The 13,439-nt window shown below is 48.4% G+C and carries 14 protein-coding genes and 3 tRNA genes; 6 read left to right on the top strand and 11 right to left on the bottom strand.

Annotated features, from left to right (window positions below; all coding sequences use genetic code 11):
* The first annotated feature begins 138 nt into the window (after positions 1-138).
* The gene (locus AC5JPW_RS15720) at positions 139-582 is read left to right on the top strand and encodes a ferritin-like domain-containing protein (RefSeq protein ID WP_494241761.1); all 444 of its coding nucleotides are present in this window, start codon (positions 139-141) and stop codon (positions 580-582) included.
* A gap of 220 nt (positions 583-802) precedes the next feature.
* Positions 803-2,146: an anaerobic C4-dicarboxylate transporter gene (locus tag AC5JPW_RS15715; RefSeq protein WP_494241760.1), complete on the top strand. Its 1,344-nt coding sequence runs from the start codon at positions 803-805 to the stop codon at positions 2,144-2,146.
* A gap of 93 nt (positions 2,147-2,239) precedes the next feature.
* Here AC5JPW_RS15715 and azuC read toward each other — a convergent pair whose 3' ends face one another.
* Both azuC and AC5JPW_RS15705 read right to left on the bottom strand, forming a co-directional pair.
* The gene (gene azuC / locus AC5JPW_RS15710) at positions 2,240-2,323 is read right to left on the bottom strand and encodes a stress response protein AzuC (protein WP_088218881.1); all 84 of its coding nucleotides are present in this window, start codon (positions 2,321-2,323) and stop codon (positions 2,240-2,242) included.
* Positions 2,324-2,593: 270 nt separating this feature from the next.
* Positions 2,594-3,232 (bottom strand): RpiB/LacA/LacB family sugar-phosphate isomerase, encoded by a 639-nt coding sequence (locus tag AC5JPW_RS15705; protein WP_494241759.1) that lies wholly within the window; start codon positions 3,230-3,232, stop codon positions 2,594-2,596.
* Positions 3,233-3,504: 272 nt separating this feature from the next.
* Here AC5JPW_RS15705 and AC5JPW_RS15700 point away from each other — a divergent pair, with 272 nt between their 5' ends.
* The 3 genes from AC5JPW_RS15700 to ftnA all read left to right on the top strand — a co-directional run bounded on the left by AC5JPW_RS15700 (position 3,505) and on the right by ftnA (position 6,770).
* On the top strand, positions 3,505-5,607 hold the full coding sequence (locus AC5JPW_RS15700; RefSeq protein ID WP_494241757.1) for an HD domain-containing phosphohydrolase: 2,103 nt from the start codon (positions 3,505-3,507) through the stop codon (positions 5,605-5,607).
* Between the two features lie 109 nt (positions 5,608-5,716).
* Positions 5,717-6,061 (top strand): YecR family lipoprotein, encoded by a 345-nt coding sequence (yecR, locus tag AC5JPW_RS15695; RefSeq protein ID WP_494241755.1) that lies wholly within the window; start codon positions 5,717-5,719, stop codon positions 6,059-6,061.
* A 211-nt stretch (positions 6,062-6,272) separates the two neighbouring features.
* Entirely contained in the window at positions 6,273-6,770 is a 498-nt protein-coding gene (gene ftnA / locus AC5JPW_RS15690; RefSeq protein WP_494241754.1) for a non-heme ferritin, read from the top strand.
* 38 nt (positions 6,771-6,808) lie between these two features.
* Here the strand turns inward: ftnA and AC5JPW_RS15685 are convergent, their stop codons facing one another.
* Both AC5JPW_RS15685 and AC5JPW_RS15680 read right to left on the bottom strand, forming a co-directional pair.
* Positions 6,809-7,048 carry a YecH family metal-binding protein gene (locus tag AC5JPW_RS15685; protein ID WP_494241752.1) on the bottom strand — a complete coding sequence of 80 codons (240 nt, stop codon included), beginning with the start codon at positions 7,046-7,048 and terminating at the stop codon, positions 6,809-6,811.
* 65 nt (positions 7,049-7,113) lie between these two features.
* On the bottom strand, positions 7,114-7,455 hold the full coding sequence (locus tag AC5JPW_RS15680) for a PM0253 family protein (RefSeq protein ID WP_494241750.1): 342 nt from the start codon (positions 7,453-7,455) through the stop codon (positions 7,114-7,116).
* Between the two features lie 245 nt (positions 7,456-7,700).
* Here AC5JPW_RS15680 and tyrP point away from each other — a divergent pair, with 245 nt between their 5' ends.
* Positions 7,701-8,912 carry a tyrosine transporter TyrP gene (gene tyrP, locus AC5JPW_RS15675; protein ID WP_494241748.1) on the top strand — a complete coding sequence of 404 codons (1,212 nt, stop codon included), beginning with the start codon at positions 7,701-7,703 and terminating at the stop codon, positions 8,910-8,912.
* A gap of 39 nt (positions 8,913-8,951) precedes the next feature.
* Here tyrP and AC5JPW_RS15670 read toward each other — a convergent pair whose 3' ends face one another.
* The 7 genes from AC5JPW_RS15670 to uvrY form a co-directional block, all read right to left on the bottom strand.
* Positions 8,952-9,620, bottom strand: coding sequence for a YecA/YgfB family protein (locus tag AC5JPW_RS15670; RefSeq protein WP_494241746.1), 669 nt, complete (start codon positions 9,618-9,620; stop codon positions 8,952-8,954).
* 135 nt (positions 9,621-9,755) lie between these two features.
* Positions 9,756-9,842, bottom strand: a tRNA-Leu gene (locus AC5JPW_RS15665).
* 12 nt (positions 9,843-9,854) lie between these two features.
* Positions 9,855-9,928: transfer RNA gene (locus AC5JPW_RS15660), tRNA-Cys, on the bottom strand.
* 54 nt (positions 9,929-9,982) lie between these two features.
* Positions 9,983-10,058, bottom strand: a tRNA-Gly gene (locus AC5JPW_RS15655).
* A 149-nt stretch (positions 10,059-10,207) separates the two neighbouring features.
* Entirely contained in the window at positions 10,208-10,756 is a 549-nt protein-coding gene (gene pgsA, locus AC5JPW_RS15650) for a CDP-diacylglycerol--glycerol-3-phosphate 3-phosphatidyltransferase (protein ID WP_494241745.1), read from the bottom strand.
* A gap of 56 nt (positions 10,757-10,812) precedes the next feature.
* A complete protein-coding gene (gene uvrC, locus AC5JPW_RS15645) occupies positions 10,813-12,645 on the bottom strand; it encodes an excinuclease ABC subunit UvrC (protein ID WP_494241743.1) in 1,833 nt (610 codons plus the stop codon).
* Positions 12,642-13,295 (bottom strand): UvrY/SirA/GacA family response regulator transcription factor, encoded by a 654-nt coding sequence (uvrY, locus tag AC5JPW_RS15640; protein ID WP_494241741.1) that lies wholly within the window; start codon positions 13,293-13,295, stop codon positions 12,642-12,644. The genes uvrC and uvrY overlap by 4 nt, the downstream gene beginning before the upstream one ends.
* Positions 13,296-13,439: the final 144 nt, after the last annotated feature.

Below are 13,439 nucleotides of genomic sequence, written 5' to 3'. Positions count from 1 at the left end.
AATTATTATCTTTAAGGATTCTCTTATTCACCTTTCCTCGTTATCCTAACCTCACACAGGCAGTGTACGGATTAATAAATACAAATTAATGCGCATAATTTAATGCTTATAAACCGCCCTACAGATAAGGATATAACGATGACGACTCTCTCCATGGCCCAAAAATTAAATGCACAAATGAATCTTGAATTCAGTGCATCACATCTTTATGTCTCGCTGAGTAACTGGTGTATGGAGCGCAACCTGTTCCGGCCCGCGCTCTACCTGCGTCGACAAGCGCAAAACTGTATTACGCATACGATGCGTGTTTTTGAGTACATGAAACAGACGGGTAACTATCCAATAATCAAGTCAGTGAGTATTTCACAAAAAAACATTCATTCTCTTGATGAATTATTAAAGCAGGTGCTTGCTAACCAATTATTACGCCGTTCTGAACTTGAGTACCTTGCCGAAGAAGCTCGTGTGGAGACAGATAACCCCACGCTTATTTTATTAGCAGATATTCATGCCGAGCAAAACGATATTCCCGATGAGATTATTGAGCAGATGGCTGAATATTTATCTGTACCTGTTTCTTAAACATGCTGAAGACATATTAATCATTTACTCTCCTGTTCACAGGATAAGGGTTAGTATTCTGTGAACGATTGCTTTACGTATTCATCAAGAAAATGTTAACAAAAAGTATATAACTTATTGCTTTTATTAAATTTACTCAAATTCGATCTGGCTCTCATTGAGTAGGATTACAAAATGTAATGATTTACCTGGTTTATCTATATCAACGACAAGGTGAGTCATGATTACCATCGAATTTATTATTATCATTCTCTGCTTATTACTGGGGACACGTTACGGCGGGATGGGGCTGGGTTTAATCAGTGGTATCGGCCTCTTTATATTGAGTTTTGTGTTTGGCCTCGAACCGGGCAAACCCCCTGTCGACGTGATGCTTACCATCCTTGCGGTCATCGGTTGTGCGGCAACGTTGCAAACCGCTGGCGGTCTCAATGTGATGATGCAGTTCGCGGAGCGTTTGCTGCGCCGCCACCCACAGCACATTACCTTGCTGGCACCTTTCACCACCTGGATGCTGACTTTTCTTTGTGGCACTGGGCATGTGGTTTACACCATGTTCCCTATCATTGCTGACATTGCACTGAAAAAGAATATCCGCCCGGAACGCCCTATGGCCGTGGCCTCTATCGCCTCGCAGATGGCCATCACGGCTTCACCGGTTTCCGTTGCCGTCGTCTCTCTGGTTTCTATCCTCGCAGCTCAGCACGGTATTGGTCACGCATGGAGTATTCTTGAAATTCTGGCAGTGTCTGTACCGGCCTCATTATTTGGCGTCGCCATTGCGGCGTTGTGGAGTTTGCGCCGCGGTAAAGATCTCGCTGACGATCCTGAATTTCAGGAAAAACTCAAAGATCCTAAGCAGCGTGAGTTTATTTACGGAGCCAGTGAAACCTTAATGAACCAGCGTTTTCCTAAAGAGGCGTACTGGTCAACATGGATCTTCTTCACTGGTATTCTGGTGGTGGTGCTTCTCGGTGCCTTGCCTGACCTGCGCCCTGCTTTTGAGGTGAAAGGCAAACTCACTGCACTGTCGATGAACCTCGTCATTCAGATGATGATGCTGATTGCCGGCGCCATCATGCTGATCGTGTGTAAGGTTAAAGCTTCCGCTATTTCGAGTGGTGCAGTGTTCAAAGCGGGTATGGTTGCCATTTTCTCAGTATTTGGTGTGGCGTGGATGAGCGATACCTTCTTTCAGGCACACCTGAATGAACTGAAAATGGCGCTGGAAGGCGTGGTGAAAAGCCATCCGTGGACCTATGCGATTGTGCTTTTCCTGGTTTCTAAACTGGTAAACAGCCAGGCCGCGGCTTTAACCGCCGTGGCGCCAATGGGCTTAATGCTCGGTGTGGAACCCAAAATGTTACTCGCTTTCTTCCCGGCTTCTTACGGCTACTTCGTCCTTCCAACCTACCCCAGCGATCTGGCTTGTATCGGTTTTGACCGCTCCGGCACAACCCGCATTGGCAAATTCATCATCAACCACAGCTTTATTCTGCCAGGGCTTATTGGAGTAAGTTGTGCGTGTGCAGCAAGTTACATGCTCGTATCAATCTTCTTCTAAAACAAGAAAAGCGGCGATAATCGCCGCTTTTCTGTATTGCCTGCGCACACATTGCAGGCATAAAAAAACCTGCCAACGCAGGTTTTTTTATTATCAGAACATAGCACCAGGGGGTACGTCTTTGAAGGTCTTGCAGTAAGTTTCAAAAATGCTTTTCAGGATTTTGCGCAATTTCATGGTTTGCTCCGGCGATTTGTTATGCAGGTGTTATCAGTTGATGTGCACATAATATGACCTCCATCACGAAACGCAAGTCTTTTGTGATAGAAATCACGTTTTAAAAATCGAAAAAGCCGGCTCTTTGTTAAAAAAACGTGTTAAATCTATGGGTTAGGAAGCTAAAATATTTTTGAAGTTATTAAACTATTTTTTGGGAAAACCGGGGGGATGGGACGAGGATTTAACATTTGAGGAAAGGGGCCAGCAAAAGCCAGCCCGTCTACACTATCAGGCGAGAATCTCACGCACGAAAGCTTCGATCTCTTTATTCTGGCAGTTCTCAAAGAAGCACTGCTGGAAGCGCGGGCCAGATACTGCTGTTTTCACCAGTTCAGGATCGATAGCACGCAGTGTATCCAGATAATTTTCTTTCACCACCGCCGCTTTAACCTGATTGAGGATCCCGGCATTACGTACCTGAGGTTCTTTACGCTCCGGCGGGTAGCCCTCACCTTTACGACCGGTAAATGCTTTCTCAAAGATAAAGCGCACGTTCAGTTCAGCCCCCCAGCCAAAACCTTTAGCAAACGGCAGCGAGAGTGCATTGCCGTTGTTGATCTGGGCAAACAGGAATGCATCCGCAGGATCGATACAGTAACCACAGATGACACCCGGGTGGATGTTCAGTGACATTAACGCCCCCTGGCCAGTACCGCACCCGGTCACGACAAAATCAACCGCTTTGGCATTCAGCAGAATGCTAGCCATAATACCTAAATGGATGTAAGTCAGATGATGGTCATTTTCATCACTCATCCCGACGTTGAAAACGGGAAAGTCTTTTTCACCGGCAACAGCTTTAAGCTCATTAAGAATGATGGCGTTTTTACCCGCCTGACTGTTTTCCATCATCAGTGCAATTTTCATGTTCATCTCCAGATTAATGCGTTCGATAGCAAAAGTTCGTCAACCTTACTATCAGACAAACACACTTTCAAATTTAATGAAAAAAGGTTTTAAAAAACCAAAGTATCTTCACAGTTTTACTCACAAGGGATATGCAGATAGAGGAAACGCTGCATGGAAAACTACCGCGTATCATCACTGAGAATGCTCACGTGAAAATAGCCTGCCGGATAATGCTCGCCGTAATCTCTCTATTTTGTCTTATCCTTGTGGTGCCTGGAAACGAATCAGCGATGGCGGCACCTTCAGGCAACGATTCTGGCGTAGAACCCGTGCCTGTCTGGCTTTATGATGCACAAAGCTTCGAATTCTGGCGTGATGACAAGGGCAACTATCAGGGGCTCTATCCTGCCCTCGTTACCCTTTTCAATGAGAAGTATGGCGACCATCTGCAGATCCAGCCGGTGGATGGCGAGACAATTAGCCAGCACTTTAAAGATAACCATTTCGGTATGTATGCCGGTGTCATCCGTACCGATGCACGGGCACGTACCCATGTTCTTTCTACAGGACTCTTTGATAACGAAGTAGTCGCTGCCAGTCTGAATCAACGCATTTTTAAACCTGAAGATTTTGCCACCGCCCGCGTTCTGTTTCGCGCCAATGATGCCACATTGGATCGTGTTAAACAGAGCTATCCAGACCTCATATTTCGCCAGGTACGTATGGTGACCAGCAGTGAAGAGGCTTTCCAGTTACTGAGTGAGGATCAGGCGGATTTCTATATCAATGACGCGAGTGAAATGGAAAACACGACCCGTTATTATCAACTCTCGCGCCCGTTTCCCGCACTACGCATTGCCAGTGTGTTTGGTTTTAGCCCTGAACTCACCGCCCTTCGCGATCGGATGAATACCTTTATTAACGATAGCCGGCGCAGTGGCAAGTTGCAGGAACTGCTGAGGGAGAGTAACCGTCAATATTTACTGAGTCGAGTGACAATGAGCGCTGAAGAGCGCGCCTGGTTACAGACAAACCGCCTGACGCTGTGGCTCCCGAAAAATGAAAATTTTGCCCCCTTAATCTGGCACGATCGGCTTGGTTATCACGGCTCAGCAATAGATATGATTAATGACATTCGCGACCTGCTGCACATTGATGTTGATGTGCATTATGTTGACAACTATTTCTACGAACTACGGAATCAGAACTGGCCCATAAAACTGATTGAGCTGGTAAATACCCGCGATCCCGCCCCCCCTCAGGGAATGATTGGCCCCACTGTTGCGTGGCACAACGTTTATTACAATCGTATCGAGCAACCGTTCTTGTGGGATGAGGAGCAAATTCGCCACCAACGCATCGGCGTTATAAAAGGCAGTTTCTCGCAGTTTTATCTTGAGCAGCGTTATGCAAGTGATATTACGCTGGTGCCCTATGCAAACGTGGACGGACTTATTTCAGGTCTTGAAAACGATAAGATTGATTACTTACTTGCCGATCTCAGCACGATGGAAATCGCTTTACGAGGCAATGAACTGTTCCGTGGTGTATTGAAAGTGGCGGGCATTACCCGCTCAGAATTCCGCATTGGCCCACGTGTTGATATGGATCACCCATTGCATAGTCTGCTCACCAAACTGCACCGTCTCTCCAGTTACCGTACACAACTGGAGCGAAACGATCCCCCTTCAACATTTCCGCAATTAACCCGTAATACACTCAAAATCATCAGCGTGTTGTTGCTCATTACGGTTATTTTTAGCCTTTGTTTACTGTTCATGATGTGGCGGCATATGAAACAAAACCGCGTGGTCAACCACAATATCGTTCAGGCTCTGGAAAAAGTGAGCCGGGCCCACGACGATGAGACGGGCAGCCATATTCAGCGGGTGGCAAAATATTGCGGTTTTCTGGCAAAAGAATTACGTCTTTCCCGGCAAACGGTCAGAGATATTGAAAATTTTGCTTCACTGCATGATGTCGGAAAAATTGCCGTACCTGATCGAATATTACGTAAACAAGGCTCTCTCACCCCCGAAGAATTTGATGAAATGAAACTGCACACTCTGAAAGGCTGGCGTATCGTTCAGGGGCTATCGCTGGGGCCAGTCGCAGAGAACATGATCCATTTTCACCATGAAAAATGGGATGGAAGCGGCTACCCGGAAGGGCTTCGTGGCGAACAAATTCCGCTGGAAGCCCGTATTCTTGCACTGGCTGATGTATATGATGCCTTGCGCCAGAAACGGATTTATAAACCAAGCTACAGCCATCTCCAGGCATCTCAGGTCATCGCAGAAGGCGCAGGGACACATTTCGATCCACTGCTGGTCGCGCTGTTTCGCCAGCATCATGAAAAATTTGCCCTCATTTATGACAACCTGGCGGACTGAGTCTTATCTCGTTGTGCATAAAAAGGCCTGTTACGCTGGCTATTCCATCGATTGCGCGAGCATAGCGCGTGTAAGATGCGACGATGCCCATAAAAAACAGAGCGATTTCATGAACAAAATAGTTGTTGCCGCCGCATTGTTGCTGCTCGCCGGGTGCACCATAACCAAAGAACCCCAAGTCAGCAGCGTCGATACTACCAGTGGTATTGTGCGTCTCAGTTTTAACGAGGCCATGCTGCAGTCGGCACGTTATGACAGCTACACCACACAGGGCACCGCTAATAAACAGTGTCAACAAATGGGCTATGCCACTGCCGTGGCTTATGGTCAGCCGATCTCCACCTGCAGCGTAATTAGTGGTTCAGTCTGTATGAATACCAAGGTGACGATTCAGTATCAGTGCCGAGGGATTGCTTTCAACCAAACGTCTGCCACCGCTACCCGCGCCTGGTAACTTCCTGGGCCAGCGTTAATTCGCTGGCATTAATTACACCTGAATTAATTAAAGAATAATTATCATTTGCAGCGACACTAATAATGCAATGCGTGTTATTCCCATTCTCATTGTTAATAAATGATTTTTTATTTTACCTTTTGCAAATAATTAAATAACAAATTATAGTGGCGACTCTTTACTCTCTTTTATTATTTTCTGGAGCTGCACCATGTTAAAAGCTGAAATGATTGAAAAACTAAATGAGCAGATGAATCTGGAACTTTTCTCCTCACTGCTTTATCAACAAATGAGTGCCTGGTGCAGCTTTAACAGTTTTGAAGGTGCTGCGGCATTTCTGCGCCGCCACGCGCAAGAAGAGATGACGCACATGCAGCGCCTGTTTGATTACCTGACCGACACAGGTAGCCTGCCCCGTATCAGCACGATCAAGATGCCTGAGGCTGAATATGGTTCGCTGGATGAGTTGTTCCGTGCGACTTACGAACATGAGCAGTTAATCACGCAGAAAATTAATGAACTCGCCCATGTTGCGATGACCTCTCAGGATTATCCAACCTTCAATTTCCTTCAGTGGTATGTTGCTGAGCAGCATGAAGAAGAGAAACTCTTCAAATCTGTCATTGATAAACTGACGCTGGCAGGTAAAAGCGGTGAAGGTCTTTATTTCATCGATAAAGAACTTTCAACGCTCGACACCGCAAATTAATAACGAGTGCGGTAATGAATCTTCATTACCGCATTATTTCAGTGATTGCAGATTTTACTTTCGTGAGTAGAAAAACCCTCTTCGGCAGGAATAAATTTCCCGCGGGCTGCCAGAAATGCCACCAGTTCAGTAGCTGACATCTCAGACGCCGAGCACGTATGAAAACGTGCCTCTCCACCAAAACGTGTATGGATAGCTTCCACCAGACTCTTCTCAGAATACTGTTCAGCTGACTCCAGCATCATGTTAAGTACTTCGTGACCGTGAATTGACGCCATAACCCCTCCATTAAAAGATGTATAGTAGATGCAATATTGTGAAGGGTTTTTGCGCTACGACAGGTTTACATGCATCCGGCACAACTCGTACACCGCCAGTCCTGATTATTTACGGCCCGATAGAAGTAGCGATAATTATCACTTTCCAGTGGGATGTGGTGATCAAAAAAGAGATCAGTCAGCCAGTCAACGTTATCAATGATCCATTCATCTTCCTGCAAGCCCTGGGCAAAGGTTTCATCATCAGGATCAATAATGGAGTAGATTGCCCAGGTCCCCATGTCTTTTTCACGTCGGGATTCCGGCAACAAGACAGGGTGTTCCTGCCAGGTTAAAATCCAGTTCCCGTGACAGAGTAAATTCCCGCCACGCGTCCATTTCGCGGTAAATGGATTCCCCCCAGCCATCTCAACCTCTTTTTAATCTTTATCAATATTTTTTAAGGTAAGTTCGATTCTCTCGCAAACATAGAGCCTTATGAACCAGGCAAAATGCCTGAATATTATGAGCAAATGACTAGTCGAGAGGCAGAACCGCCTTATCGCAACGTTTTCTTTACACCTTCTGTAAGGGTGGTTTGACGAATGTGCTCTTTTCACATACTCTGCGCCGCATATTCGTAGGCTCTGACGGTTTAGTTGTAGAGGAAATAGTGAAAAATCGAACACTTGGTAGTGTTTTTATCGTTGCAGGAACCACCATTGGCGCGGGTATGTTGGCTATGCCGCTGGCCGCTGCTGGAGTAGGGTTTGGTGTAACGCTGGTTTTACTGTTTTTGCTGTGGGCTGTAATGTGTTACACCGCGCTGTTGTTGCTCGAAGTCTATCAGCACGTTCCAGCTGACACGGGGCTAGGCTCAGTCGCACGCCGCTATCTGGGCCGTTATGGTCAGTGGGTAACGGGTTTCAGCATGATGTTCTTGATGTATGCCCTGACAGCAGCCTATATGAGTGGCGCAGGTGAATTGCTGGCTTCCAGCATCAGCGACTGGACCGGTATCTCTGTTTCACCGGTCTCAGGTGTGCTGCTCTTTACGCTGATCGCAGGGGGCGTCGTTTGTATTGGTACGTCTCTGGTGGATCTGTTTAACCGCTTTCTGTTCAGCGCCAAGATTATTTTTCTGCTGATCATGCTGGTCTTACTGGTCCCACATATTCATCAGGTGAACTTGCTGACGTTGCCACTTGAGAAAGGTCTTGCCCTGTCAGCTATCCCGGTTATTTTCACTTCATTTGGCTTCCACGGCAGCGTGCCGAGTATTGTGAGCTACATGGACGGCAATATTCGTAAGCTGCGCTGGGTCTTCATTACCGGCAGTGCCATTCCGCTTATTGCCTATATTTTCTGGCAACTGGCAACACTGGGCAGTATCGAGTCTTCGACATTTGCCGGATTGCTGGCGAACCATGCTGGCTTAAACGGTCTGTTGCAGGCGCTACGCGAAGTCGTTGCATCCCCGCATGTTGAACTGGCTGTGCATCTCTTTGCAGACCTGGCTCTGGCGACCTCGTTCCTCGGCGTTGCACTCGGATTGTTCGATTATCTGGCGGATCTTTTCCAGCGGCGCAATACCGCTTTCGGCCGCGCGCAAACAGGGATCATCACATTCCTGCCGCCGCTGGCTTTCGCGCTATTTTACCCACGTGGTTTTGTGATGGCTCTGGGCTACGCCGCCGTCGCACTGGCCGTGCTGGCGCTGCTGTTACCTGCATTACTGGCGTGGAAAAGCCGTGAGGCGCATCCGAATGCCCCCTATCGTGTCGCAGGCGGTAAGCTTACGCTTATCGTTATAGTTGCCTGCGGTATCGGCATCATCGCGGTGCAATTCGCCATCGTCGCCAGGTTACTCCCGGAAGTCGGATAAAAAAAGGGGCTCACTTCTGAGCCCTTTTTTTTGTGTATCTTAGTGCAAACAACAGCTTTTAAACTTCCTACCGCTGCCGCACGGGCAAGGATCGTTACGCCCGACTTTCACGCCGTTCACGATCGGTTGCTGCACCTCAGGTTGCTGAGGGTTAGCCGACCAGTAGTCATAAAGACGCAGTGCCGCAGGACGAATGGCATCGACACTTTTGTTGTATTCCTCTTCGTCCATTTCATCCAGACGCGCGAAATTCTCTTCGGTGCCGTGCAGCGAAATGGTTTCCAGATCGGCTTTTAACGCTTCCGGCAATGCCGACCAGTCGGTCAGCCCCACACCACGCATGTAGCCAAAGCACCACTCTTCCACCACTGTGAAATGTCTGCCTTCCACTTCATTCTCACCAAACACCGGCTCAAATTGATCCGGATAGCTACTCAATCGCTCAGCGATATCGTTCATGTGCTTGAAACAGAGGTTGATGAAACGATCCATTTCACGATCGTTTTTCCAGCGCGGAATGTTTTTCTGTCCGCCCCAGATAGCAACCAACCAGTTGTCAGGTTCAACAACGACAGGACCAGACAACACTGCAGTGAGCAGACCATCCAGCTCGGCGACATCGACAATAGATTCATCGTCATGTGCATAAGTCATCAGGGTCTCTTCAAGCCACTGTAGTTCGTTTTCGTTTAATGGGCCTTCGCTCATATGAGGTGCTCCTGGGCACGAGAGGAAATAACGGGAAATAATGGAAGGGTAACACAGATATTTCAAACACAAAAAAACCACCCGGAGGTGGTTTCACGACACTGCTTATTGCTTTGATTATTCTTGTCTTTCCCATGGTACCCGGAGCGAGACTTGAACTCGCACAGCGCGAACGCCGAGGGATTTTAAATCCCTTGTGTCTACCGATTCCACCATCCGGGCTCGGGAAGAAATTGGAGGCGCGTTCCGGAGTCGAACCGGACTAGACGGATTTGCAATCCGCTACATAACCGCTTTGCTAACGCGCCAGATTCTTCAGGCTTTACAGCCCAACACCCGCAAATTTGCCGATGTTTTTAAACTGGAGCGGGAAACGAGACTCGAACTCGCGACCCCGACCTTGGCAAGGTCGTGCTCTACCAACTGAGCTATTCCCGCAATATCAAGTTTTGTTGCAATCACTTGATTTTGTTATCTTCTGGAAGCCTGCGCTGCCGTCTGATGCGATGCATTCTACTTACCTGGCGCACTGAGTCAACGTTATTTTTCAAAACCAGGATCGTTTGCTGAAAATTAACGCGATACGATCACTGATCGAGCAAATCGCCCCGTGCCGCGTTCAAATATTGCAGCATCGACCACAGTGTCAGTACCGCTGCGATAAGAAACAGGCCAATTCCGGCCCACTCAACCCACTCGTTCGGACGCCATAGCATCCACGTCAATGCTGCCATCTGCGCGGTTGTTTTCACTTTGCCTACCCAGGAAACGGCCACACTGTTGCGCTTACCAAGTTCGGCCATCCATTCGCGCAACGCAGAGATAATGATCTCACGGGCGATCATGGTTGCGGCAGGCAGCGTTACCCACCAGCTGTGGTAATGCTCCGCCACCATCACCATGGCGATAGCCACCAGCACCTTGTCGGCCACCGGATCCAGAAACGCACCAAAGCGCGTGCTCTGATTCCAGCGGCGAGCCAGGAAACCGTCAAACCAGTCCGTTACCGCAGCAACCAAAAAAATCAATGCTGATGCGAAAGGGGCCCACGGAAAAGGCAGATAAAACGCCAGCACAAAGAACGGAATCAGGATGACGCGGAACAGGGTGAGCAATGTCGGAATATTAAATTGCATAGTGACGGTAACTGTCTGTTGTCAGTAAATTTTGACCCTATGTTGCTACAGAGCCCTTAATGTTTCAACGAGTAGTAGATCTTTTCTGCCAGGCCTTGCGAGATGCCCGGCACTTTTGCAATTTCTTCGACACTGGCATTTACCAGGCCTTGCAGACCACCCATATACTTCAACAGCATCTGGCGGCGCTTCGGACCAACGCCTTCGATCGTTTCCAGGCTGCTGGTATTTTTCACTTTTGCCCTTTTTTTGCGATGACCACTGATTGCATGATCGTGCGATTCATCACGGATGTGCTGGATAACATGCAACGCAGGTGAATCCGGCGGCAGACTGAAGCCTTCGCCTTCTGGTTCGAAGAAGAGCGTTTCAAGCCCGGCCTTACGGTCCACACCTTTGGCCACGCCCAGTAGTAGCGGATGGTTTTTATCCCAGGGGACATCCAGTTCAGCAAAGACCGCTTTCGCCTGCCCCAGTTGTCCTTTACCCCCGTCGATGAGGATCACGTCAGGGATCTTGCTTTCCTCAATGGCTTTACCATAACGGCGACGTAACACCTGGTTCATAGCGGCGTAATCATCACCAGGCGTGATGCCAGTGATGTTGTAACGACGATACTCAGCACGCAGCGGCCCGTTCGCATCAAATACCACGCAGGACGCTACCGTTTGCTCGCCCATGGTATGGCTGATATCAAAACACTCCATACGCCTGACTTCCGGCATTTTCAGCAGCGTCGCTAGTGCAGTAAGTCGCTGACTGACCGTCGATTGCTGTGCCAGTTTGGTGCTAAGTGCAATGGCCGCATTGGTACGCGCCAGTTTCAGATAGCGAGCGCGATCGCCACGAGGCTTCGTCTGTACATTCACCTTACGCCCTGCAATTTCTGAAAGTGAATCAGCCAGCAGCGTTTTGTCGCTGAGCGTAAAGTCCAGCAGGATCTCACCCGGCAGTGTACGCATCTGACTTCCCTGCAGGTAAAACTGCCCGACGAAGGTTTCGACGACTTCACCCAACTCCGTACCGCCAGGGACTTTCGGGAAATAGCTGCGACTCCCCAGTACTTTGCCCTGACGAATAAAGAGGACATGGACGCACGCCATACCGGCATCGAAGGACACACCAATCACATCCAGATCATCGCCGGTATTAGAGACGAACTGTTTTTCAGTCACCCGGCGGACAGCCTGGATCTGATCGCGAATACGTGCAGCCTCTTCGAATTCCAGCGACTGGCTGGCCTTCTCCATGCGTGCAATAAGTTGAGTCAGAACCTGGTCATCTTTACCGGCGAGAAATAAACGAACATAGTCGACCTGTTGTTCGTACTCTTCTTCGCTCACCAGACCCGCAACGCAAGGCCCCAGACAGCGGCCAATCTGGTACTGCAGGCACGGGCGTGAGCGGTTACGGTAGACGCTATTTTCACACTGACGCACCGGGAAGATTTTTTGCAATAGCGCCAGGGTTTCACGCACAGCGTAGCCGTTAGGAAACGGGCCGAAATACTCACCTTTCGCGTGTTTTGCCCCACGGTGCATAGCCAGACGGGGATGCGTGTCAGCGCTCAGGAAGATAAAAGGATAAGACTTATCATCACGCAGCAAAACGTTGTAGCGTGGCTGATAAAGCTTGATGTAGTTATGTTCGAGCAGCAGTGCTTCTGTCTCAGTATGGGTGACCGTGACATCAATTTGCTGGATTTGGGCCACCAGGGCTTCTGTTTTTCGCGATGCAAGATTGCTACGAAAATAGCTGGAGAGGCGCTTCTTGAGATCTTTAGCTTTGCCTACATAGATAACAGTACCACCGGCGTCGTACATTCGATAAACGCCGGGGTTGCTGGTTACGGTCTTGAGGAAGGCTTTGGAATCGAAAACTTCATTCACTGACTTGCTAACGTCTCCGCATTGCACAGGCCGTGGCGAATTGCCAGGTGCGTCAGTTCAACATCACCGTGAATGTTCAATTTACTGAACATGCGATAACGATAACTGTTCACCGTTTTAGGGCTGAGATTCAGTTGTTCAGAGATCTCATTGACCTTCTGACCTTTTGTGATCATCAGCATAATCTGCAATTCGCGTTCAGACAAACTTTCAAACGGCGACTCGGCTTCCGGCTCAATCTGGCTCAGTGCCATCTGCTGCGCGATGTCAGAAGCGATGTAACGTTGGCCTGCATGTACTGAACGAATGGCATTCACTACCTCTTGCGGGGCGGCTCCTTTGCTCAAATAACCCGCAGCACCAGCTTGCATCACTTTCGTTGGAAGAGGATTTTCGGTATGAATCGTCAGCATGATGATTTTTGTATCGACGTTTAATCGCACGATTTTACGCGTTGCTTCAAGGCCACCGATGCCGGGCATGTTCATATCCATCAATATGACATCGACGGAATTGTTTCGGCACCATTTAACGGCATCCTCGCCGCAACAAACTTCGCCAGAAACTTTTATACCCTTAATATCTTCGAGAATGCGTCGTATCCCTGCGCGCACCAGTTCGTGGTCATCAACAAGAAGTACGTTGATCAAAGGAATATCTCCAGAAAAGGGATGACGCTACTGCAAACTAATTCTCACATATTAACGGTTTTTATCATCGTAATGAAAGTTAAATAGTGCCGTGCTTTGAATTTAACTCTCGTTTTTGGAAATTAACCTGTACAAAGTGTGGAA

It is taken from the genome of Phytobacter sp. (genome assembly GCF_059074235.1).
The sequence above is the reverse complement of the archived record's forward strand: the minus strand, read 5'-3'. Positions and strand labels throughout refer to the sequence as shown.

What these genes read in the sequence shown, in the direction of transcription:
- AC5JPW_RS15720 (WP_494241761.1), top strand. Translation starts at nt 139, where the DNA reads ATGACGACTCTCTCCATGGCCCAAAAATTAAATGCACAAATGAATCTT.
- AC5JPW_RS15715 (WP_494241760.1), top strand. Translation starts at nt 803, where the DNA reads ATGATTACCATCGAATTTATTATTATCATTCTCTGCTTATTACTGGGG.
- azuC (WP_088218881.1), bottom strand. Translation starts at nt 2,323, where the DNA reads ATGAAATTGCGCAAAATCCTGAAAAGCATTTTTGAAACTTACTGCAAG.
- AC5JPW_RS15705 (WP_494241759.1), bottom strand. Translation starts at nt 3,232, where the DNA reads ATGAAAATTGCACTGATGATGGAAAACAGTCAGGCGGGTAAAAACGCC.
- AC5JPW_RS15700 (WP_494241757.1), top strand. Translation starts at nt 3,505, where the DNA reads ATGGCGGCACCTTCAGGCAACGATTCTGGCGTAGAACCCGTGCCTGTC.
- yecR (WP_494241755.1), top strand. Translation starts at nt 5,717, where the DNA reads ATGAACAAAATAGTTGTTGCCGCCGCATTGTTGCTGCTCGCCGGGTGC.
- ftnA (WP_494241754.1), top strand. Translation starts at nt 6,273, where the DNA reads ATGTTAAAAGCTGAAATGATTGAAAAACTAAATGAGCAGATGAATCTG.
- AC5JPW_RS15685 (WP_494241752.1), bottom strand. Translation starts at nt 7,048, where the DNA reads ATGGCGTCAATTCACGGTCACGAAGTACTTAACATGATGCTGGAGTCA.
- AC5JPW_RS15680 (WP_494241750.1), bottom strand. Translation starts at nt 7,455, where the DNA reads ATGGCTGGGGGGAATCCATTTACCGCGAAATGGACGCGTGGCGGGAAT.
- AC5JPW_RS15670 (WP_494241746.1), bottom strand. Translation starts at nt 9,620, where the DNA reads ATGAGCGAAGGCCCATTAAACGAAAACGAACTACAGTGGCTTGAAGAG.
- pgsA (WP_494241745.1), bottom strand. Translation starts at nt 10,756, where the DNA reads ATGCAATTTAATATTCCGACATTGCTCACCCTGTTCCGCGTCATCCTG.